The organism is Sphingobium sp. TomMM35A (assembly GCF_054771735.1).
In genome coordinates this window covers 276,136-301,485 of sequence record NZ_BSRC01000002.1, presented here as the reverse complement: position 1 = coordinate 301,485, position 25,350 = coordinate 276,136, and the positions used below count along the sequence as shown (strand labels likewise).

23 protein-coding genes are annotated in these 25,350 nt (G+C 60.6%); 14 read left to right on the top strand and 9 right to left on the bottom strand.

Annotated features, from left to right (window positions below):
- Positions 1 to 16 precede the first annotated feature (16 nt).
- The 4 genes from ACYU8T_RS14485 (at position 17) to ACYU8T_RS14470 (ending at position 5,789) form a co-directional block, all read left to right on the top strand.
- Entirely contained in the window at positions 17 to 208 is a 192-nt protein-coding gene (locus tag ACYU8T_RS14485) for a hypothetical protein (protein WP_461160022.1), read from the top strand.
- Positions 183 to 2,171, top strand: a complete 1,989-nt coding sequence (locus tag ACYU8T_RS14480; RefSeq protein ID WP_461160021.1) for a TonB-dependent receptor — start codon at positions 183 to 185, stop codon at positions 2,169 to 2,171. The genes ACYU8T_RS14485 and ACYU8T_RS14480 overlap by 26 nt, the downstream gene beginning before the upstream one ends.
- A gap of 106 nt (positions 2,172 to 2,277) precedes the next feature.
- Positions 2,278 to 3,177, top strand: a complete 900-nt coding sequence (locus ACYU8T_RS14475) for a TIGR03619 family F420-dependent LLM class oxidoreductase (protein WP_461160020.1) — start codon at positions 2,278 to 2,280, stop codon at positions 3,175 to 3,177.
- 173 nt (positions 3,178 to 3,350) lie between these two features.
- Complete coding sequence (locus tag ACYU8T_RS14470; protein WP_461160019.1) at positions 3,351 to 5,789, top strand: TonB-dependent receptor; 2,439 nt, start codon at positions 3,351 to 3,353, stop codon at positions 5,787 to 5,789.
- A 57-nt stretch (positions 5,790 to 5,846) separates the two neighbouring features.
- On the opposite strand, the gene ACYU8T_RS14465 is transcribed toward ACYU8T_RS14470, so the two are convergent.
- On the bottom strand, positions 5,847 to 7,118 hold the full coding sequence (locus ACYU8T_RS14465; protein ID WP_461160018.1) for an alginate export family protein: 1,272 nt from the start codon (positions 7,116 to 7,118) through the stop codon (positions 5,847 to 5,849).
- Positions 7,119 to 7,677: 559 nt separating this feature from the next.
- Between ACYU8T_RS14465 and ACYU8T_RS14460 the strand changes: the two genes are divergently transcribed.
- Genes ACYU8T_RS14460 through ACYU8T_RS14450 form a run of 3 tightly spaced genes read left to right on the top strand, consistent with a single transcriptional unit; the run spans position 7,678 to position 9,010 of the window.
- Positions 7,678 to 7,926, top strand: a complete 249-nt coding sequence (locus tag ACYU8T_RS14460; RefSeq protein ID WP_461160017.1) for a hypothetical protein — start codon at positions 7,678 to 7,680, stop codon at positions 7,924 to 7,926.
- Complete coding sequence (locus ACYU8T_RS14455; protein ID WP_461160016.1) at positions 7,923 to 8,294, top strand: response regulator; 372 nt, start codon at positions 7,923 to 7,925, stop codon at positions 8,292 to 8,294. The genes ACYU8T_RS14460 and ACYU8T_RS14455 overlap by 4 nt, the downstream gene beginning before the upstream one ends.
- On the top strand, positions 8,291 to 9,010 hold the full coding sequence (locus tag ACYU8T_RS14450; protein WP_461160015.1) for a Crp/Fnr family transcriptional regulator: 720 nt from the start codon (positions 8,291 to 8,293) through the stop codon (positions 9,008 to 9,010). Before ACYU8T_RS14455 ends, ACYU8T_RS14450 begins: the two co-directional genes overlap by 4 nt.
- A gap of 597 nt (positions 9,011 to 9,607) precedes the next feature.
- On the opposite strand, the gene ACYU8T_RS14445 is transcribed toward ACYU8T_RS14450, so the two are convergent.
- From ACYU8T_RS14445 to ACYU8T_RS14430, 4 genes are all read right to left on the bottom strand, one after another.
- Entirely contained in the window at positions 9,608 to 10,276 is a 669-nt protein-coding gene (locus ACYU8T_RS14445; protein ID WP_097093580.1) for a Ros/MucR family transcriptional regulator, read from the bottom strand.
- 600 nt (positions 10,277 to 10,876) lie between these two features.
- The gene (locus ACYU8T_RS14440) at positions 10,877 to 11,152 is read right to left on the bottom strand and encodes an HU family DNA-binding protein (RefSeq protein WP_097093579.1); all 276 of its coding nucleotides are present in this window, start codon (positions 11,150 to 11,152) and stop codon (positions 10,877 to 10,879) included.
- A gap of 210 nt (positions 11,153 to 11,362) precedes the next feature.
- On the bottom strand, positions 11,363 to 12,976 hold the full coding sequence (locus ACYU8T_RS14435) for a phytoene desaturase family protein (RefSeq protein ID WP_461160014.1): 1,614 nt from the start codon (positions 12,974 to 12,976) through the stop codon (positions 11,363 to 11,365).
- Between the two features lie 37 nt (positions 12,977 to 13,013).
- On the bottom strand, positions 13,014 to 14,003 hold the full coding sequence (locus ACYU8T_RS14430; protein ID WP_097093577.1) for a bile acid:sodium symporter family protein: 990 nt from the start codon (positions 14,001 to 14,003) through the stop codon (positions 13,014 to 13,016).
- An 87-nt stretch (positions 14,004 to 14,090) separates the two neighbouring features.
- On the opposite strand from ACYU8T_RS14430, the gene ACYU8T_RS14425 reads away from it, so the two are divergent.
- The 6 genes from ACYU8T_RS14425 to ACYU8T_RS14400 all read left to right on the top strand — a co-directional run bounded on the left by ACYU8T_RS14425 (position 14,091) and on the right by ACYU8T_RS14400 (position 21,265).
- Entirely contained in the window at positions 14,091 to 14,849 is a 759-nt protein-coding gene (locus tag ACYU8T_RS14425) for an enoyl-CoA hydratase (protein ID WP_461160013.1), read from the top strand.
- 108 nt (positions 14,850 to 14,957) lie between these two features.
- Positions 14,958 to 16,646, top strand: a complete 1,689-nt coding sequence (locus tag ACYU8T_RS14420) for an MFS transporter (RefSeq protein WP_461160012.1) — start codon at positions 14,958 to 14,960, stop codon at positions 16,644 to 16,646.
- 70 nt (positions 16,647 to 16,716) lie between these two features.
- Positions 16,717 to 17,349 (top strand): TetR/AcrR family transcriptional regulator C-terminal domain-containing protein, encoded by a 633-nt coding sequence (locus tag ACYU8T_RS14415; protein WP_461160011.1) that lies wholly within the window; start codon positions 16,717 to 16,719, stop codon positions 17,347 to 17,349.
- Between the two features lie 91 nt (positions 17,350 to 17,440).
- Positions 17,441 to 18,352: a sulfate adenylyltransferase subunit CysD gene (gene cysD, locus ACYU8T_RS14410; RefSeq protein WP_461160010.1), complete on the top strand. Its 912-nt coding sequence runs from the start codon at positions 17,441 to 17,443 to the stop codon at positions 18,350 to 18,352.
- A gap of 229 nt (positions 18,353 to 18,581) precedes the next feature.
- Complete coding sequence (gene cysN, locus ACYU8T_RS14405; RefSeq protein ID WP_247233610.1) at positions 18,582 to 20,495, top strand: sulfate adenylyltransferase subunit CysN; 1,914 nt, start codon at positions 18,582 to 18,584, stop codon at positions 20,493 to 20,495.
- Entirely contained in the window at positions 20,492 to 21,265 is a 774-nt protein-coding gene (locus tag ACYU8T_RS14400) for a 3'(2'),5'-bisphosphate nucleotidase CysQ (RefSeq protein WP_461160009.1), read from the top strand. Before cysN ends, ACYU8T_RS14400 begins: the two co-directional genes overlap by 4 nt.
- Positions 21,266 to 21,319: 54 nt before the next feature.
- Here ACYU8T_RS14400 and ACYU8T_RS14395 read toward each other — a convergent pair whose 3' ends face one another.
- Positions 21,320 to 22,105, bottom strand: a complete 786-nt coding sequence (locus tag ACYU8T_RS14395; protein WP_461160008.1) for an SIMPL domain-containing protein — start codon at positions 22,103 to 22,105, stop codon at positions 21,320 to 21,322.
- Between the two features lie 119 nt (positions 22,106 to 22,224).
- Between ACYU8T_RS14395 and ACYU8T_RS14390 the strand changes: the two genes are divergently transcribed.
- On the top strand, positions 22,225 to 23,049 hold the full coding sequence (locus ACYU8T_RS14390) for a DUF1206 domain-containing protein (RefSeq protein WP_461160007.1): 825 nt from the start codon (positions 22,225 to 22,227) through the stop codon (positions 23,047 to 23,049).
- A 43-nt stretch (positions 23,050 to 23,092) separates the two neighbouring features.
- On the opposite strand, the gene ACYU8T_RS14385 is transcribed toward ACYU8T_RS14390, so the two are convergent.
- Genes ACYU8T_RS14385 through ACYU8T_RS14375 form a run of 3 tightly spaced genes read right to left on the bottom strand, consistent with a single transcriptional unit; the run spans position 23,093 to position 25,277 of the window.
- Positions 23,093 to 23,383 (bottom strand): hypothetical protein, encoded by a 291-nt coding sequence (locus ACYU8T_RS14385; protein ID WP_461160006.1) that lies wholly within the window; start codon positions 23,381 to 23,383, stop codon positions 23,093 to 23,095.
- Positions 23,380 to 24,960: a PepSY-associated TM helix domain-containing protein gene (locus tag ACYU8T_RS14380; RefSeq protein ID WP_461160005.1), complete on the bottom strand. Its 1,581-nt coding sequence runs from the start codon at positions 24,958 to 24,960 to the stop codon at positions 23,380 to 23,382. The genes ACYU8T_RS14385 and ACYU8T_RS14380 overlap by 4 nt, the downstream gene beginning before the upstream one ends.
- Positions 24,957 to 25,277 carry a hypothetical protein gene (locus ACYU8T_RS14375; RefSeq protein WP_461160004.1) on the bottom strand — a complete coding sequence of 107 codons (321 nt, stop codon included), beginning with the start codon at positions 25,275 to 25,277 and terminating at the stop codon, positions 24,957 to 24,959. The genes ACYU8T_RS14380 and ACYU8T_RS14375 overlap by 4 nt, the downstream gene beginning before the upstream one ends.
- Positions 25,278 to 25,350: the final 73 nt, after the last annotated feature.

Genomic DNA, 25,350 nt, shown 5'->3' with positions numbered 1-25,350 from the left:
AAGGGAAGTAATTAACATGAACAGCTTCATCTCGCTCGGCGCTTTGGCAATGTGCCTTGCTGCGGCCACGTCACCCGCCTTCGCGCAGGACGACGCCTCCGTCCAAAGCGGGGGGTATCGAGGAGATCGTCGTTACAGCACAGAAACGATCCGAATCCCTCCAGAAAACGCCCATCTCGATGATGGCGATGACCGGCGCCGACATTGAAAAGAAGGGCATTGCCGACATCACCGACCTGCGAACCCTTGTCCCCAGTCTTGCCGTCACTCCCCATCCGAACAGCGCGACAACGGCTCGCGTATTCATTCGCGGAATCGGCAACAATGACGACCAGATCACCGTCGATCCCAGCGTTGCCGTCTATCTCGACGGCATCTACATCGCCCGCAACCAGGGACTCTCCGCAGAAGTCGCCGAGGTCGAAAGGATCGAAGTGCTGCGCGGACCGCAAGGCTCGCTCTATGGACGCAACGCGACAGGCGGCGCCATCAATTATATCACGCGCGCGCCCGAGCTGGGGGAGTTCTCTGCAAAGCAGACTCTTGCCATCGGCAATTACGACCAGTTCCGATCCCGCACACGCGTCAATATTCCCGTCAGAGAAACGCTCGCGGTGGAACTGGGCTATCTGCACAGCCAGAAAGACGGCTTCGTCGACAACCCCGGCACCGGCGTCGACCGCTGGGGTGATCAGCGCCGCGACGCATATCGCGCGGCCGTGCTGTGGCAACCGACAGACGCCCTGCAATTGCGGTACACCTATGATCGTTCCGACATCAACGACACGCCCGTCTTCATGGTTGCCGCGCCCTTCTACCCCCGCATGGCGGATCGGCCGACAGCAGGGTCGCCGCTCGTCCGAAACCTCATGCCCAATGATGCCACATCGCAGGGGCATAATCTGACCATCAGCTGGGAAGTCGCTGACGATGTGACGCTCAGGTCGCTGACCGGCTACCGGAAGCTCTCCAGCATCACCAATCAGAATTATCTGACCGGGGTGGCGGGGCCATTTCCCTTGATCCTGACTGGTTTTGATCAAAAGCAGGATCAGTGGAGCGAGGAACTGCAACTTGTCGGCTCCACCTTTGACCGCCGCCTGGACTATGTCCTCGGCGCCTATTATTTCGATGAGGACGGCGAGAGCTCGGATTATTCCGCGATCACCGGGCGTCCCCGCATGGATCGGGTCGCAACGATCCATAACCGTGCTTATGCGCTGTACGGCCAGGCCACATTGCGTCCGGCCTTCATGGAGGGGCTGTATCTGACCGGCGGGCTGCGTTGGTCTCGGGACGAACGCAAGGCGACGCTCGACCAGACCATCGTCCCTGCGACGGGTTTACCCACCGTGCTGCCTCGCGGAGCAGGCGACAATCATTTCTCGAACATCAGCCCCAGCCTCGTCATCGGCTACAACGCCAATGCAAATCTCAATATCTACGCCAAATATGCGAGAGGATATAAGACGGGCGGCTACAATATCCGCGCAAGCAGCATCGCACGCTTCAACGAAGGATTCGGCCCCGAAACACTCGATTCCTTCGAGCTGGGTATCAAATCTAGCTGGCTCGACAATCACTTGCAGGCCAACCTCGCCCTGTTCCGGTCGAACTACAAGGATATTCAAACGAATATCCAGTCGGACCCGACGAACGTCGCCATTACCGATGTCTTCAATGCGGGTAAGGCGCGCATCCAGGGCTTTGAACTGGATTTGATCGCCAAGCCGATCGATGCACTCACCCTTTCGGTCAACTATGCCTACCTCGATGCCAAGTTCCAGCAAATCCTCGATCAAGCTGGCAATGACATCACGTCGCGCTACACCTTCGTGGAGGCTCCAAAACATACGCTGACCACGTCTCTTGAATATCGCTTCCCTGACACGCCAATCGGCGTGCTCACCGCCAACATCGACTATTTCCTCAAGAGCAAGGTGTCGACGTCAACCGCCGATCCCCGCTATGTCATCGGCGACTATGGTCTGCTCAATGCCCGGCTTACATTGTCAGACATACCCGTCGGCTTCGGTAGCTGGCGCCTGTCGGCTTTCGGCAAAAACCTGACCGACAAGGAATATTATATCGCCCATTTTAATGGAGGGCTGCCAAGCGCGATCTTTGGCGACCCCCGCACCTATGGTCTTGAACTGACTTTCGAATATTGAATCCCGCTTCTAATCGAAAATATGCGCCAGATGGCGTATAGGGTCTTTTGACCGCCTATGTTCATCAAGGGCAGGCGAAGCTTTGTTGACTTAAGGGGAGGCAAGCATGCGTTTCTGGCTATCGATGATGGCGGTGCCTGAGCTTGATCAGATGATCGCACTGGCGCAGCACGCGGAAAGTTGCGGATTTCACGGTGTTACCTATGCCGATCATCTGATCATGCCAGCCTCGATCAAGACGCCATATCCTTATACCGAGTCCGGGGAGATCTTCTGGCCCATGGATGCGCCATGGCCCGACCCCTGGATCACGCTGACGCTGCTGGGGGCTGAAACGTGCGAGTTGAGGCTGGCGACGAACATCTATCTGGCCGCTCTACGCGACCCATTCACGGTCGCCCGTGCGGTCGCCACCGCGTCCGCCTACACGTCCGGCCGCGTGATCTGCGGCGTATCCGCCGGCTGGCTGAAGGAAGAATATGACGCCGCGGGTGTCGACTTCAAATCTCGTGGTCGGCGCCTGGACGAAATACTGGCGATTTGCCGCAGGCTGTGGGCGGGCGAAACGGTCAGCCATGACGGCGAATTCTTCCAGTTCGACGCTGTGCTGCTCCGTCCCTTGCCTCCCGGCCCGGTGCCTGTCTGGGTTGGAGGAAAGTCAGCACCAGCGCTGCGGCGCGCGGCGGCCAATGACGGCTGGCTGGGATTGCCTGCCACGGTGGACCACACGATCGCCATTGTCCAACATCTCCAGGCGCTTCGGACAGAGATGGGATTGCCGGCATCTGGTTTTTCGCCTGTCATATCCCTCATCGAACCACTGCTCGAAAGTAGTGAAGAGCGGCTCGCAGGGCATGGGATCAACGATATGGTCGTGATCCCGTGGATGCCGACGCCCTGGGAAATGGAGAGCTATGTCGCGGAAGGATCGGACATCAGCCAGCTTTCCGTGAAAAAGGACGCGATCAGCCGCTTTGCCGACCGCGTTATCCACAGACGGCATTGAAGAGATCAGATGGGCCTAGTTGTCACACCCAGGGAAATAATCGGCATCACCCACGAAGATAGTTGACGAAAACCGCATTTGGTACGAATCTGCAACCATAATCAGACCTGGCCTGCCGATGTGCAGGGCAAAAAAGCTATAAAATAGCGTGTCATGACAGGGAGGATGAGGAAATGGGCGGTATCAATCGATCATTTATATCCGGCGTGCTGGCGATGGTGCTGGCTTCACCGGCTCTTGCTCAGGAAACGACAGCTCCTGGTAATCAGGGCGCGGAAGCCCAGGCGCAGCCAAATGGGACCGGGCTTTCCGACATCATCGTTACGGCGCGTCGCACCCAGGAAAGACTGCAAACGGTCCCGGTTTCGGTCACGGCTCTATCCGGCGAATTCCTGGAGCAGCAGAATGTGCTCGACGTCACAAGCGTCCCGCGCTTCACGCCCAACCTTTCGCTTCTGCAACAATCAACCAGCCTGACGGCCGTTTCGTTGTTCATCCGTGGCGTCGGCAATCAGCAGCCTGACGCGGCGACCGATCAGGCGGTGGGCGTCTATCTGGACGGCGTCTATATTGCGCGCGCGGCGGGCGCGATCTTCGACCTTGTCGATCTGGAGCGGATCGAAGTGTTGCGCGGCCCTCAGGGCACATTGTTCGGCCGCAACACGATCGGCGGTGCTATCCAGCTTGTCACCAAAAAGCCAACAGATGAGATGCATCTGGAAGCAAAGGCCGGCTATGCTAGCTATGACGACTGGTTTGTCCGTGGCCGTGTCGATACCGGCTTCATCGGCGGGTCGCCGATCAAGATTTCGCTCGCAGCCATGCATCGTGAACGTGACGGTTATATCGACAATCTTTACACCCCGGACAGCCGTGATCCCGGCGCACTGCGCAGCGATGCTATATATGCAGGCGTCGAAGCCGACCTCGGCAATGTGACGGTTAATTACAATTTCGACTTCAACTACCGGTCTGGCACCGCGCCCTATTTCCAGTTGCTGGCCGCAACGCCGAGCGTCTTCAATTATTTCAGCCAGTCCCCCAATTTCGGAGGCGATCCATTTCTCATCAGCCCGGACCGCATCAATCCGGGGCTGCAGGACGGCTTCGTCGATCGCTTTGGCAATCTGCGCTATGGTGCCAAGTCGCGCATTTACGGCCATTCGCTTACCATAGCCTATGAACCGATCGACGAACTGACGCTGAAGTCGATCACCGGTTACCGCCGCTTCTGGCAGGACACCATCCTGACGCTTGATGGCAACGGCTATCTGCGTGGGCCGGTCGTCGATTTCGACCCTGCCTCGCCGACCGGCGTGACCGTGGCCGATGTCGGCCTCTACAACGGCAACAACGCGCCGCAGAAACAATGGCAATTCAGCCAGGAATTTCAGGCGCTCGGCTCATCGGGCGACCTGAATTATGTGGCAGGCGTCTATTATTTCTACGAAAAGGCGTCGCAGAACAACCGCCAGGCACTGACGCTTGTCGCGCCCACGGCCTTCCTGGAAGCCTTCGGTGTTCCTGCGACGACGGCGGCCAACATCCTGGCCAACCCGCAACTCACGCCCGGCGGCCTCATCGGCATCAACCTGACGCCCACCCTGGGCTTCCGGGCGACCTCGGAGTCCGCCGCCATATTCGGTCAGGCGAGCTGGAAACCCTCGGCGCTCGACGGCAAGCTCGAAATCACGGGTGGCGCACGCTACACGCAGGATCGCAAGACGTTGCAGCGCACGGACCTGCCTACGTTGACCGCGGCCACTGTGGTCAACAATGACAATATTTCCTGGCTGGGTTCGGTCAACTATCGCTTCACGCCGGATATCATGGCTTATGCGCGCGTATCGACCGGGTATCGTTCGGGCGGCATCGATCCGCAAAACCCTCAAGGACAGTTGACGACCTACAAGCCGGAAAAGGTGACGGCCTACGAACTTGGCCTGAAGTCGGAACTGTTCGACCGTCATCTCAGGCTCAACCTGTCCGTCTACCAAACCGATTATTCCAACCTGCAGATTCAGCAGTTCCAGAGCGGAAGCGGCGGCGCCACATCGGTCGTTTCAAATGCTGGTTCAGCGCGGTTCCGCGGGTTCGAGGCGGAAGCGACGGCCATTCCCTTCGCCGGGCTGCAAATCGACGGTTCGGTCGGCTATGTCCACCCGGATTTCAAGGAATATCTGTACCGCGATCCGGACTTCACATCCCCGACGTTCAACCAGCTGATCAACGTGGGGGATGAAGCGCACTTGTCGCAAACGCCCAAGTGGAACGCGCGCATCGGCGGCCAATATTCGGTAGATGTGGGCATCGGCACGTTGATGCTGCGCAGCGACCTTGCCTATCGCAGCCGCATCTATTTCTTTGCGCTCGACCGGGTCAATCCCTTCAACCGCGAAGTCAGCTCGCGGCCCGACTATGATCTGAGCGCTCGCATCTCGCTGTCTGATATTCAGGCCGGAAACGCCAAAATCGATGTTGGTCTCTGGGGCGCAAACCTGACCAATCAACGCAACCTTGATTTCGGCATCGATTTCGGCGGGCTCGGCTTCGGCGCGGGCTCCTACAAGAAGCCGCGCACGTTTGGCGGTGACGTCAAGGTCAGCTTCTGATCATGGCCATGGGCGGCCCGGTGAATTTCACCGGGCCGCCCTGCATATGCAAGCTGTTCAGAGGGCATAATCCAGCTGTGCCCAGAACTTCCTGGTGTCAGCATCACCGGCAAAGCTGCTGATCCCCTTCCTCTGATAATCTGCATATTTGACGAGTGCGCTGAGATGCTTGTCGATCTTCAACGCAAGCTGCGCATTATATTCGTCGCCATAATGGATCGAAAACCGGTCACTGCTGAAATGATGGTAGATGAACGATGCGACCAGCGGTCCTGATGTCCCGATCTTCGGCACGGTATAGGCGATCCCGCCATAATAGTCCTGAATGCCGCTTCCCGGAGTGGTCAGGAATTTATCGGCCCATCCGTTGAACTTGTGCAGGGTCGCAAAGGGCGTCTGAAAGGCGAAACCGCCCGCTACTCCCGTTGCCCCGCCGTCGGCACCCAGCAGTTCATATCCGCCGGTCAGCCGGAATGAAGCGACGTCCACCGCCAGTTCTGCCGCGAAATAGTCGACCTTATAGTCTACCGGGTTCTTGCTATAATCGCTCTGCCGCGCGTAGCTGGCTAGATAGTTGAGCTTCACCCTCGGCGCGATGGGCACCGCTCCTGTAAAGCGCGCGCCATAGGTCTGGCTGCTGTTGCGCAGCAGCGCCGCCACGGGCTCATCTTCATCGATAAGATAGGCGAACCCGGTCAGCGTTCCGAACTTCGTTTTGTAGGAGACGTTCAGGAAGACATCGTCGCCCTCAATTTCGGTAGGCCGGTTGGCCGCCCCGAACTTGCCCCCGTCGATGCCCCAGATGGTTCTCGCGGCTATGGCATAGGTCATGTCGACCTTCAGGTTCTTTATCCCCATATATTCGACACGCAGGGCATCGAATGTCTGCTCATTCTGGCGCCATGCGACAGAGCCTACGAAGCGCTGGTCATCGAGGTTGATGCGCTGGCGGCCAAGCGTCACGACCAACGGCTTGGTGCGATATTGCAGTTGCAGCCGGTTCAACTCGACGGTCTGGGGGTCGGGCACCAGCGGGTAGAGTGTCTTGCCGTTCACCCCGCTGTTATAATGCTCGTCAATCGCCAGCGTCCCTTCGCCTTCAGCCAGAAAGGCGAAGGGCCCCCTGGACAATTCCCCGCCAGCCCGCAAGCGCATGGTGACGGCATCAGCGTCCCGGCTGCTGGTCAACGGCAGTGGGCCGTCCTGATCAACCGTCTCGTAACGCAACCGCGCTTCGACGATGGGCTTGAGCACCATATCCTGCGCCAGGGCTGGCGCTCCAACCGCCGCCAACGCGGACGCCCCGAGCAACATCTTCAATCCACCCATTCTTCCCCCTCTGTAGCTTGCCTGACTCCGGAAGCTCGCAGCGTGCCTTCGCGTCCGCGTCAGAAACAAAAAAAGCCGCCTGAGCTGGCCTGTTGACCAGTTCGGGCGGCGTCCTTGCCGATATCGATCCTGCTGGATCTTGGCTGGTCCCTACCATCATTGGCGGTCCCGGCCTTCTTGTCGAAGCGTCCCTGCTTCGACTGGGATCAAGCTGTCATCGATCATCCCAGGCTGCAAGCGAAATTTTTGCGCTGCACAAATCAGCCCTTCACCTGCCTGGCCCTGCTTTAGGTTAACCCGTCGATTATGCCGCGACGGGCGGGAGCCAATCCTCTTCCCCATTGTTTCCCTTCTGCTCACGCATAGCTTAAGGCACTATCCGTGTTTCTCGTTCGGGGAGGGAAGGCGGCGGGCGTTATTGGAGGTCAGCGGCATGCGGACCGGCATTTCCGAAAGGTGCGCTCATCCGTTGCAGGCGGAAAGCGGCCTGCCCGGCCCCTTGCCGCGCATCTGCGGCGCTGACTCTTCGCCAAGGCGGGATATTCCGTGGCTTGTTAACATGGATGATAGTGCCGATCCCATTCTCGATCTTAGATGGCGGGAACGGGGAATACCGGCAGTTCCGGTCAGACCAGCGCTAGAAGGGTTCGGACGGGAATTGATCGAGGAAGCTTTGCCCCGCCGGTTCGGGGGCACCACCAGTCCGCAATTTTCAGGCGGCGGCATTTGCTGCCGCATCACCATGCCGCTCGTCATCCATGACGATGACAGCGGCTTCCCCATCCTGGAAGAGGAGGACGGCCGATGACCGAAGGTCTCACTGGCAAGCGCATCCTCATCATCGAGGATGAATATCTGATCGCTACCGATCTCAAGCGGGCGCTTACCGAAGCAGGAGCGATCGTCGTCGGCCCGGCGGGAACGATGGAGGCCGCGCAAATACTGGCCGAGGAAGATATCGACCTCGCCCTCCTGGACGTCAATCTGGACGGCGAACACAGCTATCCGCTGGCAAACAGGCTGCGCGACCGCTCGGTGCCCTTCGCCTTTCTGACCGGCTATGACGAATGGGCTCTCCCGCCCGCCTATCGGGAGGTGCCCCGGCTCGGGAAGCCGTTTGCAATGGCGCAGTTGATCAATGAATTGACGGCCCTCAGTCCGGCCGATCAGACATGACCGCCTTCTCCCGCCTTGCCGACCCGGCGCATCCGGCGATCCGCAGGCTGGCCGCGCTGGCTCCACTCGATCCGTCCGCGCGAGCTGCCCTTGCCGATGCCGCCCTGCGCAGCCGCGCGCTCAGGCCTGCGCGCGAACTGCTCGCCGAAGGAGCGCCGATCGCCAATCCGCTGCTGATCCTTAGCGGCTGGGCCGCTCGCGTCCGCTTCCTCACCGATGGGCGGCGGCAGATCATGAGCCTCCTGCTGCCCGGGGATCTCATCGGCAATTGCCGCCACAGCCGCCCCTTGTCGGTATCGAGCATCGTGGCGCTGAGCCCGCTGACCGTTTGCGCGGCTCCGTCCCCCGGCTCCCCGTCGCTCGAAGAAGCCTATCATGTCAGCCACGCGCTCGATGAAGCCTATCTGCTGGCACAGATCACGCGCCTGGGCCGCTTCAGCGCGGAAGAGCGGGTGGTCGATCTCATGCTGGAACTGCGTGACCGTCTGACGCTGTGCGGTCTTGTGAGCGACGGCGGCTTCGCATGGCCCCTGACGCAAAGCGCCCTTGCCGACACGCTCGGCCTCACCCCGGTCCATGTCAACCGCACGCTTCAGCAATTACGCCGCCGTGGTGAGGTCGTCCTGCGCGCGGGTCGGCTCCAGTTGACCGATCCCGCCGAACTGATCCATCGCGTCGGCCATATCACCGCGCACGTTACCGCTACGCAGAGTTAAGTCCCGGAAAAGCAGATCAGGACTGCGGCATTAGCTGCGATCATAGGTCTTCAAGCCAAGAGAATAATTGTCGGCATCACGATCGTCGCGGACAAATCACTTGAACTGGGTTGAGTTCAGCCAAAGGCCTAAGTTCCTTCAGCAATAAATTGCACTGCTCAATATTTATCATGATGTTCAATTATACGAGCAACATGAATGACGGCAGAGCACCTCACTTCTCCTCTCCCCTTCAGGGGAGAGGATAGGAAGCCTTGCTGCGCCAGCAGCTAGGCGAACTTGGAGAGGGGGGAGCGAAGAAGAGAGGATATGCGGCTCCTTCCCCCTCATCCAACTCCACCTAAGCGGCTCCGCCGCCAAGGCTCCATATCCTTCTTCCCAGAGGGGAGAAGGGGCACGTGCAAACGCTCTAATGCCAGTTCCTCGCCGCGCCTGCCGAGCCCGTCGTTACCAAAATTCGAACAACGCTGACCCACCACCATCGATAGCCAAGAAAAAAGGCGCGATGCTCATCAGCACCGCGCCTCATATCCATTTCTTTCAACCTCCCGGCAGCACCTTAAAAGGCACATGCCGGAAGATTTGAACGACGCTATCTCAGCTGTTGGTTTCGGCCGGAGCCGGAGCTGCCTTGGCACGTGCCTTGCGCGGCGCCTTGGCGGCCTTGGGCTCTGCGCCACCGGCCGCGTCGGCAGCCTTAGCGGGCGAAGCCTTGGCGGCGGGCTTTGCCGCTGCCTTTGCGGGCTTGGCAGGCTTGCGCGCGGGAGCCTTGTCGCCAGCGTCTGCGGCTGCAGCCTTGGGAGCGGCCTTTGCGGCGTCTGCCTGCTTGGGTGCTGCGGCCTTCTCTCCACCGTTGGCGGCGGCAGGCTTGCGGCCAAGGCCCAGACGCGTGGCAACCGCGCGGCGGGCTTCGGAATAGCTCGGCGCGACCAGCGGGTAGGATTTGGGCAGGTTATAGCGCTCGCGATATTCATCGGGCGACAGGCCATGCGTCGCCAGATGACGCTTCAGCGTCTTGTAAGGCTTGCCATCGATCATGCTCAGGATGTGATCAGGCGAAGACAGGCTTTTGCGGACGGAAACCGCGGGCGTGTAAGTCGCCGCCTGCGCTTCGTTAGCATCCGCCGCCGGATCTTCAGTCAAGGCGATCCGCGTCGTACGGATAAGCTCGGCCAGCCCTTCGCTCGTAACCGAATTGTTGGAGACAAACGCACTCAAAAGCTGAACTGTGAGCGTCGTGATGTCGGGCTGCGATTCTTCAGACATTGGTACGCTTCTCCACACCGAATAACTGGGGCGACCTTCTGCGCGCTTTCAATTCAAATGTAAATAAGCTTTGCTCTTTTAGTCTCACGATATCTGTCCCTATGATGGACGATTCAGATGTTTTGCGCCCATGGCCGCCTCACAAGACTGCTCATCTTGGCCCGCCGAATTGTTGACGCGGCAAGCAAGCATAGTGATTGAACATGCTTCAGCTTAGAATTGGGCCTGTAATCATCCTATGCATTGCTGCACGGGAAGCGCCTCTGATTTCCGGCTGCGCGGAATGGTTTACGGCCTGCAATAACTTGGGCGAGCATCCCCCAGGATCGAACAGCGGAAGCATTACGCGGTGCCGTTCGGTCTATCGCGGCTAAACCCTATTGGCGGGACAATGATCCCGCTTTTCCCGAAGACGGCAAAAAAAAGGGCCGATCCCGAAGGACCGGCCTAATGAGTTTTTAGGAGAGGATGCCTGAAAGGCAGGGCGGCATTTGCCGCCGCGGCCCCCTCCTGACAATTGTTTAGATCGGCAGTTCGATTGCAAGTCATGCAATCGTAACATATCCGGCACGCATCCTGTCCGGACGAGTGCCTGGCCTATTAGCCGTTCAGCTGATCCTTGACCGCCTTGGCGGGGGTGAAGGTCAGCTTCTTCGACGCTGCGATCTGGATGGTCGCGCCAGTCGAAGGATTGCGGCCTTCACGAGCCGGCTGGTCCTTGACCTTGAACTTCCCAAAGCCGCTCAGCGAAACTTCGTCACCCTTGGCAGCGGCGCCAGCGATAGCGGCAAACACGCCGTCCACATATTTGCGGGCGTCGGCCTTGGTCAGGCCATGCTCGGCTGCAACTGCTTCGGCGAGTTCGGTATTGTTCATCGATCGTCTCCCTTTCGTGGACGACGGGTCTTAACCTGTCTTATCGCCCGCAACTAGAGGGGTTTTTGCCGATTAACCGACATTTTCATGCCGGATTCGACCTAATCCGGGGGTTAAAGAGCGCTCCTGGCCCGTTCGGACCTTCCGATCCTCTCTCCGCCACGGTGATTCCCGGGCGTCCCGGACGACTCCTGATCGCCTCAAGCCGCGTCAAATGCTCCGCCGCTGCCACAGCCGGCCACCCAGCGCCTTGTCCTTCAGCACGGCGCGCGCCGCATTATGTCCCGGCGCGCCGCTCACGCCTCCGCCCGGATGCGTGCCCGCGCCGCACATGTAAAGACCCTCGACAGGTCCGCGATATGCGCCCTGGCCCAGCACGGGCCTTGCCGCCCACAACTGGTCCAGCGTCATGGCGCCGTGCATGATGTCGCCGCCGACCATGCCGAACTTCCGCTCAAGGTCGAGCGGCGACAATATGTCTCGCGCGATCACCGACGCGGCAAAGCCCGGCGCATAAGCATCGATCGTGGCGATGACATCGTCCGCCGCTGCTTGCCCAGCATCGTCCCAGCTTCGTCCATAGGGCAATTGCGGCGCAAATTGCTGGCAGAACAGGCTTGCGACATGGCATCCCGGCGGGGCAAGGTTGTCGTCGATGATCGACGGGATCAGCATTTCGACGATCGGCGCGCGAGACCATCCGTCTGTCTTCGCGTCCGAAAAGGCGCGGTCCATATAGTCCATGTCCGGCGCGATGATGATCCCGGCTTCCAGATGTTCGCCCTTGCCGGGCAGGCAGGAAAAATCGGGCAGTGCCGACAGGGCGACATTCATGCGGAAACTGCCCGACCCCACTTTAAAGTTGCGCATGCGCTTGCGGAAGTCTTGCGGCAGGTCGGCGGGATTCATCATCTGTTCGTACAACAGCTTGGGTCCGACATTGGCGATCACCGCCGCGCCCATGACCTCTTCGCCGCTTTCCAGGCGCACGCCCACGGCGCGCCCGCCGTCCACCAGCACATGCTCGACCGGCGCTTCCAGGCTGATCTCGACGCCCATCGCTCTTACGACCCGCGCCATCGCCTGCGTGATCGCGCCCATGCCGCCGACGCTATGGCCCCACGCACCCTTCTTGCCGTTCACCTGTCCCATGACATGGTGCAGCAGGACATAGGCACTGCCGGGCGTGTCGGGGGACGCGTAGTTGCCGACCACGGCGTCGAAGGCGAAGACCGCCTTGACCGGATCGCTTTCGAACCAGCCATCCAGGAACGCGCGGGCGGATTTCAGGAACAGGTCCAGCAGGTCGCGCCGTGCCTCCAGCGGCAGTGCCGCCACCCGCTTGCCCTGCGACAGGGCCGCGATCAGCATCGGCAGCCCGTCGCCCGCATTGGGCGGCGTCTCCAGCATCAGCCCGCGCAGCACGTCCGCGATCCTCTCCAGCGTTGCCTGGTAATGGGGAAGGGCGGCCGCATCCTTCTTGCTGAACTTGGCGAACTCTCCTTGCGTCCTTTCCAGCCCGCCGCCCACTTTCAGATAGCGTCCGTCGGGCAGCGGCAGGAAATTGGCGATCGGCCGCTCGATCACGCGATAGCCGTGATCGGCGAGCGCCATGTCCTTGATCACCTTGGGATGCAGCAAGCTGACGGTGTAGCTCGCGACGGAATTGCGGAAGCCGGGGTGGAACTCTTCCGTCACCGCAGCGCCGCCGATTATGCCGCGCCGCTCCAGTATCCGCACCTTGTACCCCGCCCGCGCCAGGTAGAATGCGCAGACCAGCCCGTTATGCCCACCCCCGATAATGACCGCGTCATATTTATACATATGTACAACAACTCGGTTGGCGGGGGGAGGGTTCTCCTCAAAACTCTTTTAATTCACTACTTCCTTCACGACTTCCATACCGCCGCGCCAATCCCGCGCAAACCATCAACTGAATCTGATGGAACAGCATGACCGGCAATAATATCGGTCCCACCGCACTTGCCGGAAAAAGAACCCCCGCAATTGGCACCCCCGTCGCCAGACTCTTCTTCGACCCGCAAAACTGCAACACCACCGCATCTTCCCGCGACAGTCCCAGCAGTTTTCCCAGTCCCCAGGTAAACAGCAGCACCACTGCCAGAATAGCGATCGACAACAGCGCCATCAGCATCAATTCACCACGCGAAACCTTGTGCCACAGTCCCTCGACCACGGCCGCGCTGAATGCGGAGTAGACGATCAGCAGGATCGATCCCCGATCCACCCGTCCCAGCATAGCCTTGTGCCGCGACACGAAGCCGCCAATCCACGGCCGCGCCAGATGACCGAGCAGGAAGGGCAGGAGCAATTGCAGCACGATCCCCTCGATCGCCGACAGGGAGATCAGACTGCCTGCGCCTCCCGCCGCCTTCTGCATCAACAGCGCCACCAGCAACGGCGTCAGCACGATGCCCAAAAGGTTGGAAAAGGACGCACTCACCACCGCCGCCGCGACATTCCCGCGGGCAATCGCCGTGAAAGCGATCGACGACTGCACCGTCGATGGCAGCAGCGTCAGGAACAGCAATCCCGCCCGCATCTGAACTGGGATCGCCTCCACCTGCTGCGTCGCCAGCCCGATCAGCGGGAACAGCGCAAATGTCGTTCCCAGCGTCGCCAGATGCAGCTTCCACGCCTTCGCGCCGTTCCAGATCGCGTCACGTGACAGCTTCGCGCCGTGCAGGAAGAACAGGAGTACGATACCCGCGTCCGCAAATATCCCGACGACATGCGCGCCCTCTCCCCGCGCGGGCATGAAGGAGGCAAGCGCCACCATCGCAATCAGCAGCATGAGGAATGGGTCGGCAATTTCCCGAAGACGGCTCATCCCTGCGGCTGTAGGCAGTCTGGCGGGAAAAGAATAGACGCCGGGCCAATTCGCCGATTAGTGGACAGTCTGGAAATGGAGACTGACATGAGCGACGAGATCGGTATCATCGAACGGGACGGCGTCCTGGAAATCCATATCGATCGCCCGGACAAGAAGAATGCGCTGACCGCGGCCATGTACAACAGCATGACAGCCGCCCTTGCCGATGCGTCGGCGCGGAAGGATATCGGCGCGGTCCTGATCGCGGGAAAGGGAGACGCCTTCTGCGCGGGCAATGACCTTAAAGACTTCACGCAAGGTCCGCAGGGCGGCGCCGCGGCATTCGCCTTCATCCGCGCGATCGCAAGCTTCGACAAGCCGCTGGTCGCGGCCGTCCAGGGACTGGCGGTGGGCGTGGGCACGACGATGCTGTTCCACTGCGACCTTGTCTATGCAGCGCCCGACGCTCGTTTCATCATGCCTTTCGTCAATCTCGGCATCGTGCCGGAAGCAGGCTCAAGCCTGCTAGCGCCTGCCATCCTGGGCTATGCGAAGGCAGCGGCGATGTTGTTGTTGGGCGAACCGATGGATGCCGAAACGGCAGATCGCGCGGGCTTGGTAACGGCTGTCATAAACGGCGGCGAACTGATCGAGCATGCTCGCGCAAAGGCATCCGCTCTCATGCAAAAGCCGCCTTTGGCCTTGGCCGCCACTCGGCGTCTGCTAAAGGGTGATCAGGCGCTGCTGCTTGGTCGCATCGACGAAGAGGCGCGGCTTTTCGAGCAGATGCTGGAGTCGGAAGAAGCTCAGGAAGCCTTCGCCGCTTTCTTCGAAAAACGCCCGCCCAAGTTCCGCCGGACCTGATAGCGAAGATGCAGGACGCGCGCCGCGCTAGAAAAGTCCAGGACGGTCAGCGCGATTTCGTTCAAGCAGCCATGCGAACCGGGTTCAGGGCAGGAAACGGGAATAGGGATGAGCGACAAGGCCGGAACCATGGCTGATCCAGTGCCAACCCCGGCAGGGCGCTTCACCCTGCTGGAACCACTGCGGCAGCGGACCTATCGCACCATCTGGATTGCCAGCCTCTTTTCGAATTTCGGCCAGTTGATCCAAGGCGTCGGTGCTGCCTGGCTGATGACGCGGCTCAGTTCATCGCCACAAATGGTGGCTCTGGTGCAGACCGCCCTCATGCTGCCCCTGATGCTGGTGGCGCTCCCCGCTGGGGCGATCGCGGATATGTTCGACCGGCGCAAGGTGGCGCTGGCCGGGCTCATATTCGCGTCCTTGATGGCCGTGGGACTAACGCTGCTTGCGGGCGCCGGGTTGCTCTCTCCTTGGACATTGCTGCTCTTCTGTTTTCTGATCGGGGCAGGGGTCGCTCTGTTCGGGCCTGCATGGCAGGCATCGATCGGCGAGCAGGTGAGCGGCGAACATCTTCCTGCAGCCATTGCCCTGGGAACGATCAGCTACAATGTTGCCCGCAGCTTCGGTCCGGCGATCGGCGGCATCATCGTGGCTGCCTTTGGAGCGATGGCCGCCTTCGCGGCCAATGCCGTCTTCTACCTCCCCTTGATCATCGCCTTCCTGCTTTGGCAGCGAGAGCATAAGCCTTCGCGCTTGCCGCCGGAGCGGATCGACCGGGCGATCATATCGGGCGTCCGCTACGCACTTCACGCACCCTCCATCCGCGTGGTGCTCATCCGCACCCATGTCGTGGGGCTTGCCGGGGCATCCGTGTCCGCTCTGACGCCGCTCATCGCAAAGGATCTGCTGCAGGGCACGGCGAGCACCTATGGATTGCTGCTGGGTGCCTATGGCGTAGGCGCTGTGTTGGGGGCTGCCGGACTTGATTTTGTCCGTCAAAGATTGCGGCCGGAAAAGGCTGCCAGGTCTCTGTCCCTGCTGCTCGGCGCCATGATCCTTCTAGCGGGAGTCAGCGGCAATACGCTTCTCACCTGCACGGCATTGATGATCGCCGGAGCAGCCTGGATGATCCTGGTCGCGCAGTTCAACGTCGCGGTTCAAATGTCTGCACCTCGCTGGGTCACGGCGCGCGCGCTTGCCTGCTACGGCTCGGCATTGACGGGCGGGCTCGCGCTGGGGGCGTGGGTTTGGGGATCGGTCGCCAGTGCATTCGGCACTGGTGAAGCGATGATGTTGTCGGGAGCGGCTATGATGTTGAGCGCGCTGCTGGGCCTCATCATTCCACTTGCCCCATCGCTGCCTGACGGCCTGGAAGAAAGCATCCTCACCCATCAACCGCAGGTCGGGTTGGCGCTGACGCCGCGAAGTGGGCCGATCATCGTGGAGATCGATTACAGGGTCGATATTGACAAGGCTCGCGATTTCTACGCGGCCGTGCAGAAGCTGCGCAGTGCTCGCCTGCGTAGCGGTGCCTTTGGCTGGTCAGTGGCGCGCGACATCGCCGATCCTGCGCTTTGGACGGAACATTATCACTGTCCGACTTGGGGCGACTATCTGCGCCAGCGCGACCGCATGACCATCAGCGACCGGCAGGTGGAAGACGCGGTCAACATATTTCATGAGGGCAGTAATGAAGGTCGGGTGCGGCGGCGGCTTGAACGGCCGACCGGTTCTGTGCGATGGCGTGCGGACACGCCAGACCGGCGGGATGAAGCCATCGATATAATCTATCCTTAGATCAACCGGTTCGGTCTGGGCCGACGGGAAGCGTTGTCAATATCGGCAGGAGCGTTAGAATCGCTCTGAAATGGAGTTGGAGAGCGGCATGCCTAGGCAGTCGAAACGGACGGTAGGGCGTCCCCGAAGACTGACGCTGGAAGCGATTGTCGATGCCGCTTGCGAAGTGGGCATCGCCAAGCTGGAAATGAGTCTGGTCGCTGAAAAGCTGAATACCGGCGTCGCAACATTATATGGCTATGTCCGTGGCCGCGAGCATCTGCTTGAACTCGTGGCGCAGCGCCTTGTCGGGCAGGCACTGATCAAGGATGAAGGGCAGAGCTGGCAAGAAATATTGCGCGAGCATGCCACGATTACCTATCGGCTGTTTCAATCACTCCCTCAACTCATCACCAACCTGATGGCCAAAGAACCTGAGCAGCATTCGTTCGACTATTCTGCAAGGGTGCTCATGATGCTGGAAAACAGAGGCCTTCCTGCGAATTTGGCAGTCAACGCATATATCGAAGTCAACCAGGTCGTGATTGGCGCTGCGATCAGCATGATGCGGCGAGAGGGACTCGCTCAATTGATCGCCGAAGACGAGAATGAATGGGATCCGTTGCCAGCGATCCTCGGTGATTACCGGATTACATTGGAACGTATCATTTCGGGCTACGAGGCGGATCTGCAATCCCTGGGGCCAAAAGCGCGCCGGGCCTGACTTTCGCGAGAGAAAATGAAGCTCTCCCATTTGGGAGGTTTGATGATTCGCACCTTCTGTCATCTGGATCGGCGAAAGGCTGGAAAAGACGATGACAGACAATAGCACGCTCACCCACCTGGCGCGCCTGGAAGCGGAGAGCATTCATATTTTGAGAGAGGTTGTGGCCGAGGCTGAAAAGCCGGTCATGCTATATTCCGTGGGCAAGGACAGCGCCGTGATGCTGCACCTCGCCCGCAAGGCATTTTATCCTTCGCCGCCGCCATTTCCCTTGCTCCACGTCGACACGACCTGGAAGTTCAAGGCGATGTACGACCTGCGCGACCGCATGGCGCGGGAGAGCGGCATGGAACTGCTGGTCTATCAAAATCCCGAGGCGAAGGAGCGGGGGATCAACCCGTTCGACCACGGCCCGCTGCACACCGACATGTGGAAGACCGAAGGTCTGAAGCAGGCGCTCGACCTCTATGGCTTCGACGCAGCTTTCGGCGGCGCGCGCCGCGACGAGGAAAAGAGCCGCGCCAAGGAGCGCATCTTCTCCTTCCGCACTGCTTCGCACGGCTGGGACCCGAAGAACCAGCGTCCCGAATTGTGGAACCTCTACAACGCCAAGAAGAACAAGGGTGAGAGCATCCGCGTCTTCCCGATCAGCAACTGGACCGAGCTGGATATCTGGCAATATATCCACCTCAACAATGTGCCGATCGTGCCCCTTTACTTCGCACAGGAACGGCCCACGGTCGAGCGCGACGGCATGCTGCTGATGGTGGATGACGAGCGCTTCCCGCTGAAGCCGGGCGAAGAGCCGGTGATGCGCTCGATCCGCTTCCGGACGCTCGGCTGCTATCCGCTGACCGGCGCGGTGGAGAGCAACGCGCAGACGCTGCCGGAAGTCATTCAGGAAACGCTGCTGACCACCACATCCGAACGCCAGGGCCGCGCCATCGACAAGGACGCGGGCGGCGCGGGCATGGAGAAGAAGAAGCAGGAAGGCTACTTCTGATGGCGGCGGTGCGCCCATCTTTGCTCACGCGGAGACGCGAAAACGCGGAGGGGCTGCATCAAGCCGCAGGCTTTCTCCTTTTGACCATGGTGCCGCCTGATGCTGCGACTTGTCCGACAATGCGGCTTCGCCGCGTGCGCGGCCTCTCTGCGTCTCTGCGGCTCCGCGTGAACCCTCTTAACCAGATCAACGAGATCCCAGCTTGCACTGGGATGACGGGACAGATGACATGACCGACACTCTCGACGAACCCATTTACAAGACCGACGCCCTCATTGCCGAGGATATCGACGAATATCTGAAGGTGCATGAGCACAAGACCATGCTGCGTTTCATCACCTGCGGGTCGGTGGACGATGGCAAGTCCACGCTGATCGGCCGTCTGCTTTATGACAGCAAGATGATCTTCGAGGATCAGCTGGCAGCGCTGGAGGCGGACAGCAAGCGCGTGGGCACGCAGGGTCAGGAGATCGACTTCGCCCTTCTGGTCGACGGCCTCGCCGCCGAGCGGGAACAGGGCATCACGATCGACGTCGCCTATCGCTTCTTCGCCACCGAAAAGCGCAAGTTCATCGTCGCTGACACCCCCGGCCACGAACAATATACGCGCAACATGGTGACGGGCGCATCGACCGCGGACCTCGCCGTCATCCTGATCGACGCGCGCAAGGGCGTGCTGACGCAGACCAAGCGTCACAGCTATCTGGCGCACCTGATCGGCATCCGGAATATCGTGCTGGCGGTCAACAAGATGGATCTGGTCGATTATGACCAGGCGGTCTTCGACGGCATCGTAAAGGACTATACCGAGTTCGCGCGCTCCATCGGCATCCAGCATTTCGTGCCCATGCCGATTTCGGGCTTCAAGGGCGACAATATCACCGGTCCGTCGGAAAACACGCCCTGGTACAAAGGTCCGTCGCTCATCACGCATCTGGAGACTGTCGAGGTCAATAGCGCGACCGACGCGGAAAAGCCCTTCCGCATGCCGGTGCAGTGGGTGAACCGCCCGAACCTCGACTTCCGCGGCTTTTCCGGCCTGATCGCGACCGGCACGGTGAAGCCGGGCGACGCCGTGCGCGTGCTGCCTTCCGGCAAGACCAGCACCGTCACCCGCATCGTCACGCTGGATGGCGATCTTGAGGAAGCAGTGGCGGGCCAGTCCGTGACCATCTGCTTTGCCGATGAGATCGATTGCTCTCGCGGTGATGTCATCGCACTTGCCGACAATCCGCCGCAGGCCGCCGACCAGTTCGAAGCGACCATCGTCTGGATGGCGGACGAGGAAATGCTGCCCGGCCGTCCCTATTGGCTGAAGGTGGGGACGCAGACCGTCACCGCGACGGTGCAGCAACCCAAATATCAGGTGAACGTCAACACGATGGAGCATCTGGCGGCCAAGACGCTGGACCTGAACGCCATCGGTGTCGCGAACCTGTCGACCGACAAGCAGATCGTGTTCGAGCCTTATGAGCAGAACCGGACGCTCGGCGGCTTCATCCTGATCGACAAGATCACCAATGCCACCGTGGCCGCAGGCATGCTGCACTTCTCGCTGCGGCGGGCGCAGAATGTCCACTGGCAGGCGACCGACGTCACCCGCGAATTCCATGCGGGCCTCAAGAACCAGAAGCCTGCGGTGCTGTGGTTCACGGGTCTGTCGGGCGCTGGCAAATCGACCATCGCCAACCTTGTCGAAAAGAAGCTGGCGCGGATGAACCGCCACACCTTCCTGCTCGACGGTGACAATGTCCGCCATGGCCTCAACAAGGACCTTGGCTTCACCGATGCCGACCGCGTGGAAAATATCCGCCGCGTTGGCGAGGTTGCAAAGCTCATGACCGACGCGGGTCTGATCGTCATCACCGCCTTCATCTCGCCCTTCCGTTCGGAGCGCGAAATGGTGCGGCAAATGATGCAGCCTGGCGAGTTCGTCGAAGTGCATATCGACACGCCACTCGCCGAAGCAGAGGCGCGCGACGTCAAGGGTCTCTACAAGAAGGCGCGGTCTGGTGAGCTCAAGAACTTCACCGGCATCGACAGCCCTTATGAACCGCCAGAGGACCCGGAAATCCGCATCGACACCACGTCGCTGACGGCAGACCAGGCCGCTGACCTCATCATCGCGAGGCTGATCCCATGAGCGAGCCGATGAGCGATGGCGATCTCGCCGCGCACCTCGCCGAGGTCGCGGGACGGATCCTGATCAACGTGCGGGCCTCGGGGCTGTTCAGCCCCAAGGCGCTGGGCAAGGCGGGCGACCAGACCGCCAACCAGTTCCTCGTCCACGCCCTGCGGGAGGTCCGTCCCGAAGATGGCCTCCTGTCGGAGGAGGAGAAGGACAATCCCGAACGGCTCGCCAAGAGCCGCGTCTGGATCGTCGATCCGGTCGATGGCACCCGTGAATATGGCGAAGAGCGGTCCGACTGGGCGGTTCATGTCGGCATGGCTGTCGATGGCGAGGCCGTGCTGGGCGCGGTCGCGCTACCGGGCCTCGACCTCACCGGCAGCGGAGGCGGCACCGTGTTGCGGTCCGATCAGCCGCGCCCGCTGCCGCCCGCGCCCGAAAAGCTGCGCATGGTCGTGTCGCGCACCCGCCCCGCCAAGGAAGCGGTGGCGGTCGCCGAACGGCTCGACGCTGAGCTGGTGCCGATGGGATCGGCAGGCGCCAAGGCGATGGCCGTGATCCTGGGTCAGGCAGACATATACCTCCATTCCGGCGGCCAATATGAATGGGACAGCATGGCCCCGGTCGCGGTGGCGCAGGCGCACGGCCTGCACTGCTCGCGCATCGATGGCAGTCCGCTGATATACAATCAGGAAGATGTGTATCTGCCCGACCTGCTCATCTGCCGGAAGGAACATGCCGAGCAGGTGCTGAGCCTGATAAGCGAAGTACAGGTCAGCGCCTGATATCTGCATGAACTGAATTGAGCCACGCCGCGAGCGCGCAGCGTGGCTCAAACTTCATCTGGTTAAGGCGAACTGGACCGAGACGGTCGCACCCAAAGTCAATTCGCCCGGCGCTACAGGACTGGGTGGAGGCGGGGGAGGGGGCGCTCCTGCCATGCGACCCGTCACCATGATGGGTTGAACCGGATAGTAGCCGCCGCCCTCGCTGATGGAGATGGTTCGCGAAATCCTGAGGCCTGCCGCGCGGGCGTACAGCTCGCCGCGAGCGCGAGCATCCTTGACAGCGGCGACCCGTGCTTCGTCCAATGCGGCCTTTGGATCGTCCAGCGTGAAGGAAGGACCATCCACCTGGTTGGCGCCTGCCGATACCAGCGTGTCGATGATGCGCCCCATCTCGCCCAGTTTGCGCACACGCACCTGAACATTGTTGCGCGCTTCATAGCCGATTATGCGCGGCGCCTCCGGCTGAACCGGCGAGACATAGGGTTCCCGCGCCATTCGCGCCCTCAGCTGCGCCTCCTGTTCAGGATTGGAATATTGCGGCTGAAGCGAGAGCGCCGAGGTTTGAATATCCCTGTCTCCGATGCCCGCACGTTTGAGCGCTTTGATCACCTGGTCCATCCGCGTGGCATTGGCCGCCAGAGCCTCGCCTCCAGTCTTTCCCTGCGTGACCACGCCTGCCGAAAAAACGGCAAGATCGGGCACCTGCCGGCTCTGCCCTTCGCCGCTGACGACGAGTAGCGTTTCATCCGGTGTAAGAACCGGCGTTGCCGCTGGAAGTTGAGCCTGCACCACCGAAGCTCCTCCCGCCACGGCGATCAGAAAGGCAAGGTATTTCATCGGCATCTCCTGACCCGTTGCTTTAGCGCAACGTATGTTTGAGCATCCGGTTGCATGATCGATGTCATGAGCGCAGCAACTTCGGCGGCTCCCCTGCGTTGCGGCGGAAGGAGATGCTGATGAAAATGATGAGAGAAGATCCCGCTGGCTGGCTGACCACGTTGGCGCGGCTTGGCTTTGCCGCGCGCGGTATTGTGTATCTGTTGATCGGCGTGTTCGCCATCGACGCTGCGCTCAATGGAGGTCGTCCCAGCGACAATCAGGGCGTGATGGGCACGATCGCGGAAGCGCCGATGGGACGACTTCTCCTTGTTCTTTGCGCCCTGGGCTTTGCTGGCTATGCTTTCTGGCGGCTTACAGAGGCGGCCTTGGACCCCGAACATAGGGGCGAGAACATGAAAGGCCGGTTTGAGCGCGCGGGATATGCCGTGAGCGGGATCATCCATGTCGGGCTGGCTACCGCAGCTGCAAAGCTTGCCATGCGAAAGGCCGCGCCTGCGGGCGGAAGCCCCGGCGACCAGGCAGCACAAAGCTGGTCCGCCTGGCTGCTCGAACAGCCGGCCGGGCCGGTTTTGCTGGCTCTGGTGGCGATAGCATTCTTCGCGACAGCGGCCGCTCAGGCGCTCAAGGCCTACAAGGCCAGCTTCGATGACTTGGCAGGCGACGTACCAGCCCCGGTGCAAGTGCGTTGGCTCGGCCGGATCGGATATGCTGCGCGCGCATTGGTCTTTGCGATGATCGGGTGGTTTCTGATCAATGTCGTGCTTCATCGCAATCCTGATGAGGCTGGCGGATTAGGCGCGGCGCTCAGGCAAGTGCGCGAACAGGATCAGGGTCCTATCCTGCTGCTGATCGTGGCCGCCGGACTCGCGTTATTTGGGTTGTTCAGTTTGGTGGAAGCCCGATATCGGCGGCTGCGCGTCGTCACCCCTCGAAGGCCTTAGCAGCATAGGCCGTCCCAACGACTGAAGGCATCAGCCGCCGCGATTACCGCGCGCTCTTGTCCTGACGCTCCGCACCAGATTGGGCGAGCCAAAGCGCCACGATCCATCCCGCGACGGCACAGCCGCCGAACCAGATCAACCACATTGCGGCATCGCCCGTGTAGGCGATGACCACTCCGGGCACGATAGCGCCAACTACATAGAGATGGCGCATTGGCTGACCTTGGCCACCGTTTAATCCCGCAGCCCGCCTCCGCTTAGGATCACCAAGGCCCAGGATGGTGAGCAGGCCGATGGAAAATGCCGTTGCGGCCAGAACAAGCCAGATCATCATTCGGCCGCCTGAAGTGTAAGTTCGCCTGAACGCGGGGCGCGCTGCGGGAAATGGCGGGCAAGCATCCAGACGCCTGCGATCAGAAGTGCGATATCGACCGCGGCTATAATGGGCTGACCTGCTTTCATGGCGATGACCCATCCCGGACCGCCCATGAACAGGCGGAGGGAAGGCAGGATGAGCATCAATATGCCCATGCCGCATTCAAGAAGGATACTGAGCTTTATCCGGTCCCTGATGAATGCTCCGCCTATGATCACCAGAGCGGACGCCATCAGGAAACCAGCCGGTGTCCAGAAAAGGGCGCTTCCGGACGAGGTGGTGCACAGGAATGCGACAGCGGTACAAAGCAGTGCAAAGGGCAGGCCGAGACCGACGATTGTAACCATCCGATCAAGCCAGCCCAATGACCTCGTCTCGTTTGCGCGGCGAACGACCCAAAGGCGCAGACCGGTCAAGGTCACATAGCACATCGCAAAGCCAAGCCCGAACCAGACCGCTTTCGACAATATGCCAGCAAAATTGCCAAAGTGCAGTGGCGACATGATCCCTGCCAGGGCGCCACCGGCTGACGGCTTTGTCCCAATCAGCGGCTTCACCTGCTCGAAACGGCCGTCCGCACCGTCATATAGCAGGCTGATGGGCAGGACGCCGCCCTTCTCCGGCGGGTGAAAAGTCGTGACCTTGGCATCTGCGCGGCCGAAATTTTCTATCGTCACGAAGGTCGGGATTTCACCGGTCCGCTGGATGGCGTCGCGCGTGATCCTATCAATGCCGCTGGTGGGGGCCGGGCGGGGGTCCGCTTGCCCCGGATTGCCGAATACGCTGCTGTTAAGAGCCTGAACGTCGCCGCCAAACGCGGCCATGGCGACGATCGGAACGCCTACCGTGCCAAAGAAGGAGAAAAAGCTCCCCGTGAAAGCGAGAATGAAGGCGAAGGGCAAGCTCCACGTGCCCGCGACACTGTGCCGGTCGCGATTGAAAAGCACCGGATTTGCCTTTCGCCGCAGGGTGAATATGTCCTTGAACAGGTGGCGGTGTATCATCAGGCCGGACACCGCCGCCACCAGCATCGCCAGTCCGAGTATGCCGGTCAGCAGCAGGCCCCAAGGATTGGGCAGATGCAGACGGACATGTGTGTCGACCAGAAAATGGCTGAGCGCATCGTCGTTGCGCGGACCAAAAACTTCCTCGCTGGTGCCGGCTTGACGATCGATGACTTGGCCATTGCTGTTGACCCTGTAGAAGATGCCCCTGCTTACCAGTTCACCGTCCGGGTCAATCTCATGCCGGTGGAAGAAGGCGCCAAGATCATGGTCGCCAACCTCGAAGAGATCGACGCCTTCATGATATTTGGTTGGGGTCTGGCTTCCCAGTGCCTGGACACTCTGCCCGACCGGGCGCTCGAACGCTGATGTACTGGACATATGGCCCGAAGACCAAATGCCGATTTCCTCCGCGAACACGGCAGCCGTGCCAGTCAGGACCACGGCATAGAGGACAAGGCCGAGCAATATTCCCGACCAGCCATGAACGGCCACCATCAGCTTGGTTTCATTTTTCGGGAGATGGATCATCTGCCACGCTCCTTGGCTGTTGATGGCCAATTGGCCCATTTATGCGCGAGCAGCCCGCCATGTGTCAGCAGCAGCGCCAGCGCAATGAGCGCGACACGGCCGACGCTGCGATCAAGGCAGGCGTGAAAGAAAAGCACAGCCCAGATCAGTGGCGCGAGCACGAGCGGCAAGACCAGATTGTCGATTCCCGCCCGTCCTCCGGGCAACCACAAGGTCATGCCCGCCATCACGATGACGGTGACGCAGATCGCTCCTGGTCCTGCCAAAAGGATGCGGCTCCAGCGCTTTGGAGCAGGGGGTCCAGCCTTCGCTTTCATGCCCCCCTTCATACTGCGATGGGGGTATGATGCAAGTCATTAGCAATTAAGTGACTTCAGCTTTTAGTCCGGA

Excerpts from the sequence above, each read along its gene's own strand:
- ACYU8T_RS14435 (WP_461160014.1), bottom strand. The coding sequence starts at position 12,976 with ATGTATAAATATGACGCGGTCATTATCGGGGGTGGGCATAACGGGCTG.
- ACYU8T_RS14400 (WP_461160009.1), top strand. The coding sequence starts at position 20,492 with ATGAGCGAGCCGATGAGCGATGGCGATCTCGCCGCGCACCTCGCCGAG.
- ACYU8T_RS14440 (WP_097093579.1), bottom strand. The coding sequence starts at position 11,152 with ATGAACAATACCGAACTCGCCGAAGCAGTTGCAGCCGAGCATGGCCTG.
- ACYU8T_RS14445 (WP_097093580.1), bottom strand. The coding sequence starts at position 10,276 with ATGTCTGAAGAATCGCAGCCCGACATCACGACGCTCACAGTTCAGCTT.
- cysD (WP_461160010.1), top strand. The coding sequence starts at position 17,441 with ATGACAGACAATAGCACGCTCACCCACCTGGCGCGCCTGGAAGCGGAG.
- ACYU8T_RS14385 (WP_461160006.1), bottom strand. The coding sequence starts at position 23,383 with ATGATGATCTGGCTTGTTCTGGCCGCAACGGCATTTTCCATCGGCCTG.
- ACYU8T_RS14460 (WP_461160017.1), top strand. The coding sequence starts at position 7,678 with ATGGATGATAGTGCCGATCCCATTCTCGATCTTAGATGGCGGGAACGG.
- ACYU8T_RS14375 (WP_461160004.1), bottom strand. The coding sequence starts at position 25,277 with ATGAAAGCGAAGGCTGGACCCCCTGCTCCAAAGCGCTGGAGCCGCATC.
- ACYU8T_RS14470 (WP_461160019.1), top strand. The coding sequence starts at position 3,351 with ATGGGCGGTATCAATCGATCATTTATATCCGGCGTGCTGGCGATGGTG.
- ACYU8T_RS14450 (WP_461160015.1), top strand. The coding sequence starts at position 8,291 with ATGACCGCCTTCTCCCGCCTTGCCGACCCGGCGCATCCGGCGATCCGC.
- ACYU8T_RS14480 (WP_461160021.1), top strand. The coding sequence starts at position 183 with ATGGCGATGACCGGCGCCGACATTGAAAAGAAGGGCATTGCCGACATC.
- ACYU8T_RS14455 (WP_461160016.1), top strand. The coding sequence starts at position 7,923 with ATGACCGAAGGTCTCACTGGCAAGCGCATCCTCATCATCGAGGATGAA.
- cysN (WP_247233610.1), top strand. The coding sequence starts at position 18,582 with ATGACCGACACTCTCGACGAACCCATTTACAAGACCGACGCCCTCATT.
- ACYU8T_RS14415 (WP_461160011.1), top strand. The coding sequence starts at position 16,717 with ATGGAGTTGGAGAGCGGCATGCCTAGGCAGTCGAAACGGACGGTAGGG.
- ACYU8T_RS14420 (WP_461160012.1), top strand. The coding sequence starts at position 14,958 with ATGAGCGACAAGGCCGGAACCATGGCTGATCCAGTGCCAACCCCGGCA.
- ACYU8T_RS14425 (WP_461160013.1), top strand. The coding sequence starts at position 14,091 with ATGAGCGACGAGATCGGTATCATCGAACGGGACGGCGTCCTGGAAATC.
- ACYU8T_RS14475 (WP_461160020.1), top strand. The coding sequence starts at position 2,278 with ATGCGTTTCTGGCTATCGATGATGGCGGTGCCTGAGCTTGATCAGATG.
- ACYU8T_RS14390 (WP_461160007.1), top strand. The coding sequence starts at position 22,225 with ATGAAAATGATGAGAGAAGATCCCGCTGGCTGGCTGACCACGTTGGCG.
- ACYU8T_RS14485 (WP_461160022.1), top strand. The coding sequence starts at position 17 with ATGAACAGCTTCATCTCGCTCGGCGCTTTGGCAATGTGCCTTGCTGCG.
- ACYU8T_RS14465 (WP_461160018.1), bottom strand. The coding sequence starts at position 7,118 with ATGGGTGGATTGAAGATGTTGCTCGGGGCGTCCGCGTTGGCGGCGGTT.
- ACYU8T_RS14430 (WP_097093577.1), bottom strand. The coding sequence starts at position 14,003 with ATGAGCCGTCTTCGGGAAATTGCCGACCCATTCCTCATGCTGCTGATT.
- ACYU8T_RS14380 (WP_461160005.1), bottom strand. The coding sequence starts at position 24,960 with ATGATCCATCTCCCGAAAAATGAAACCAAGCTGATGGTGGCCGTTCAT.
- ACYU8T_RS14395 (WP_461160008.1), bottom strand. The coding sequence starts at position 22,105 with ATGAAATACCTTGCCTTTCTGATCGCCGTGGCGGGAGGAGCTTCGGTG.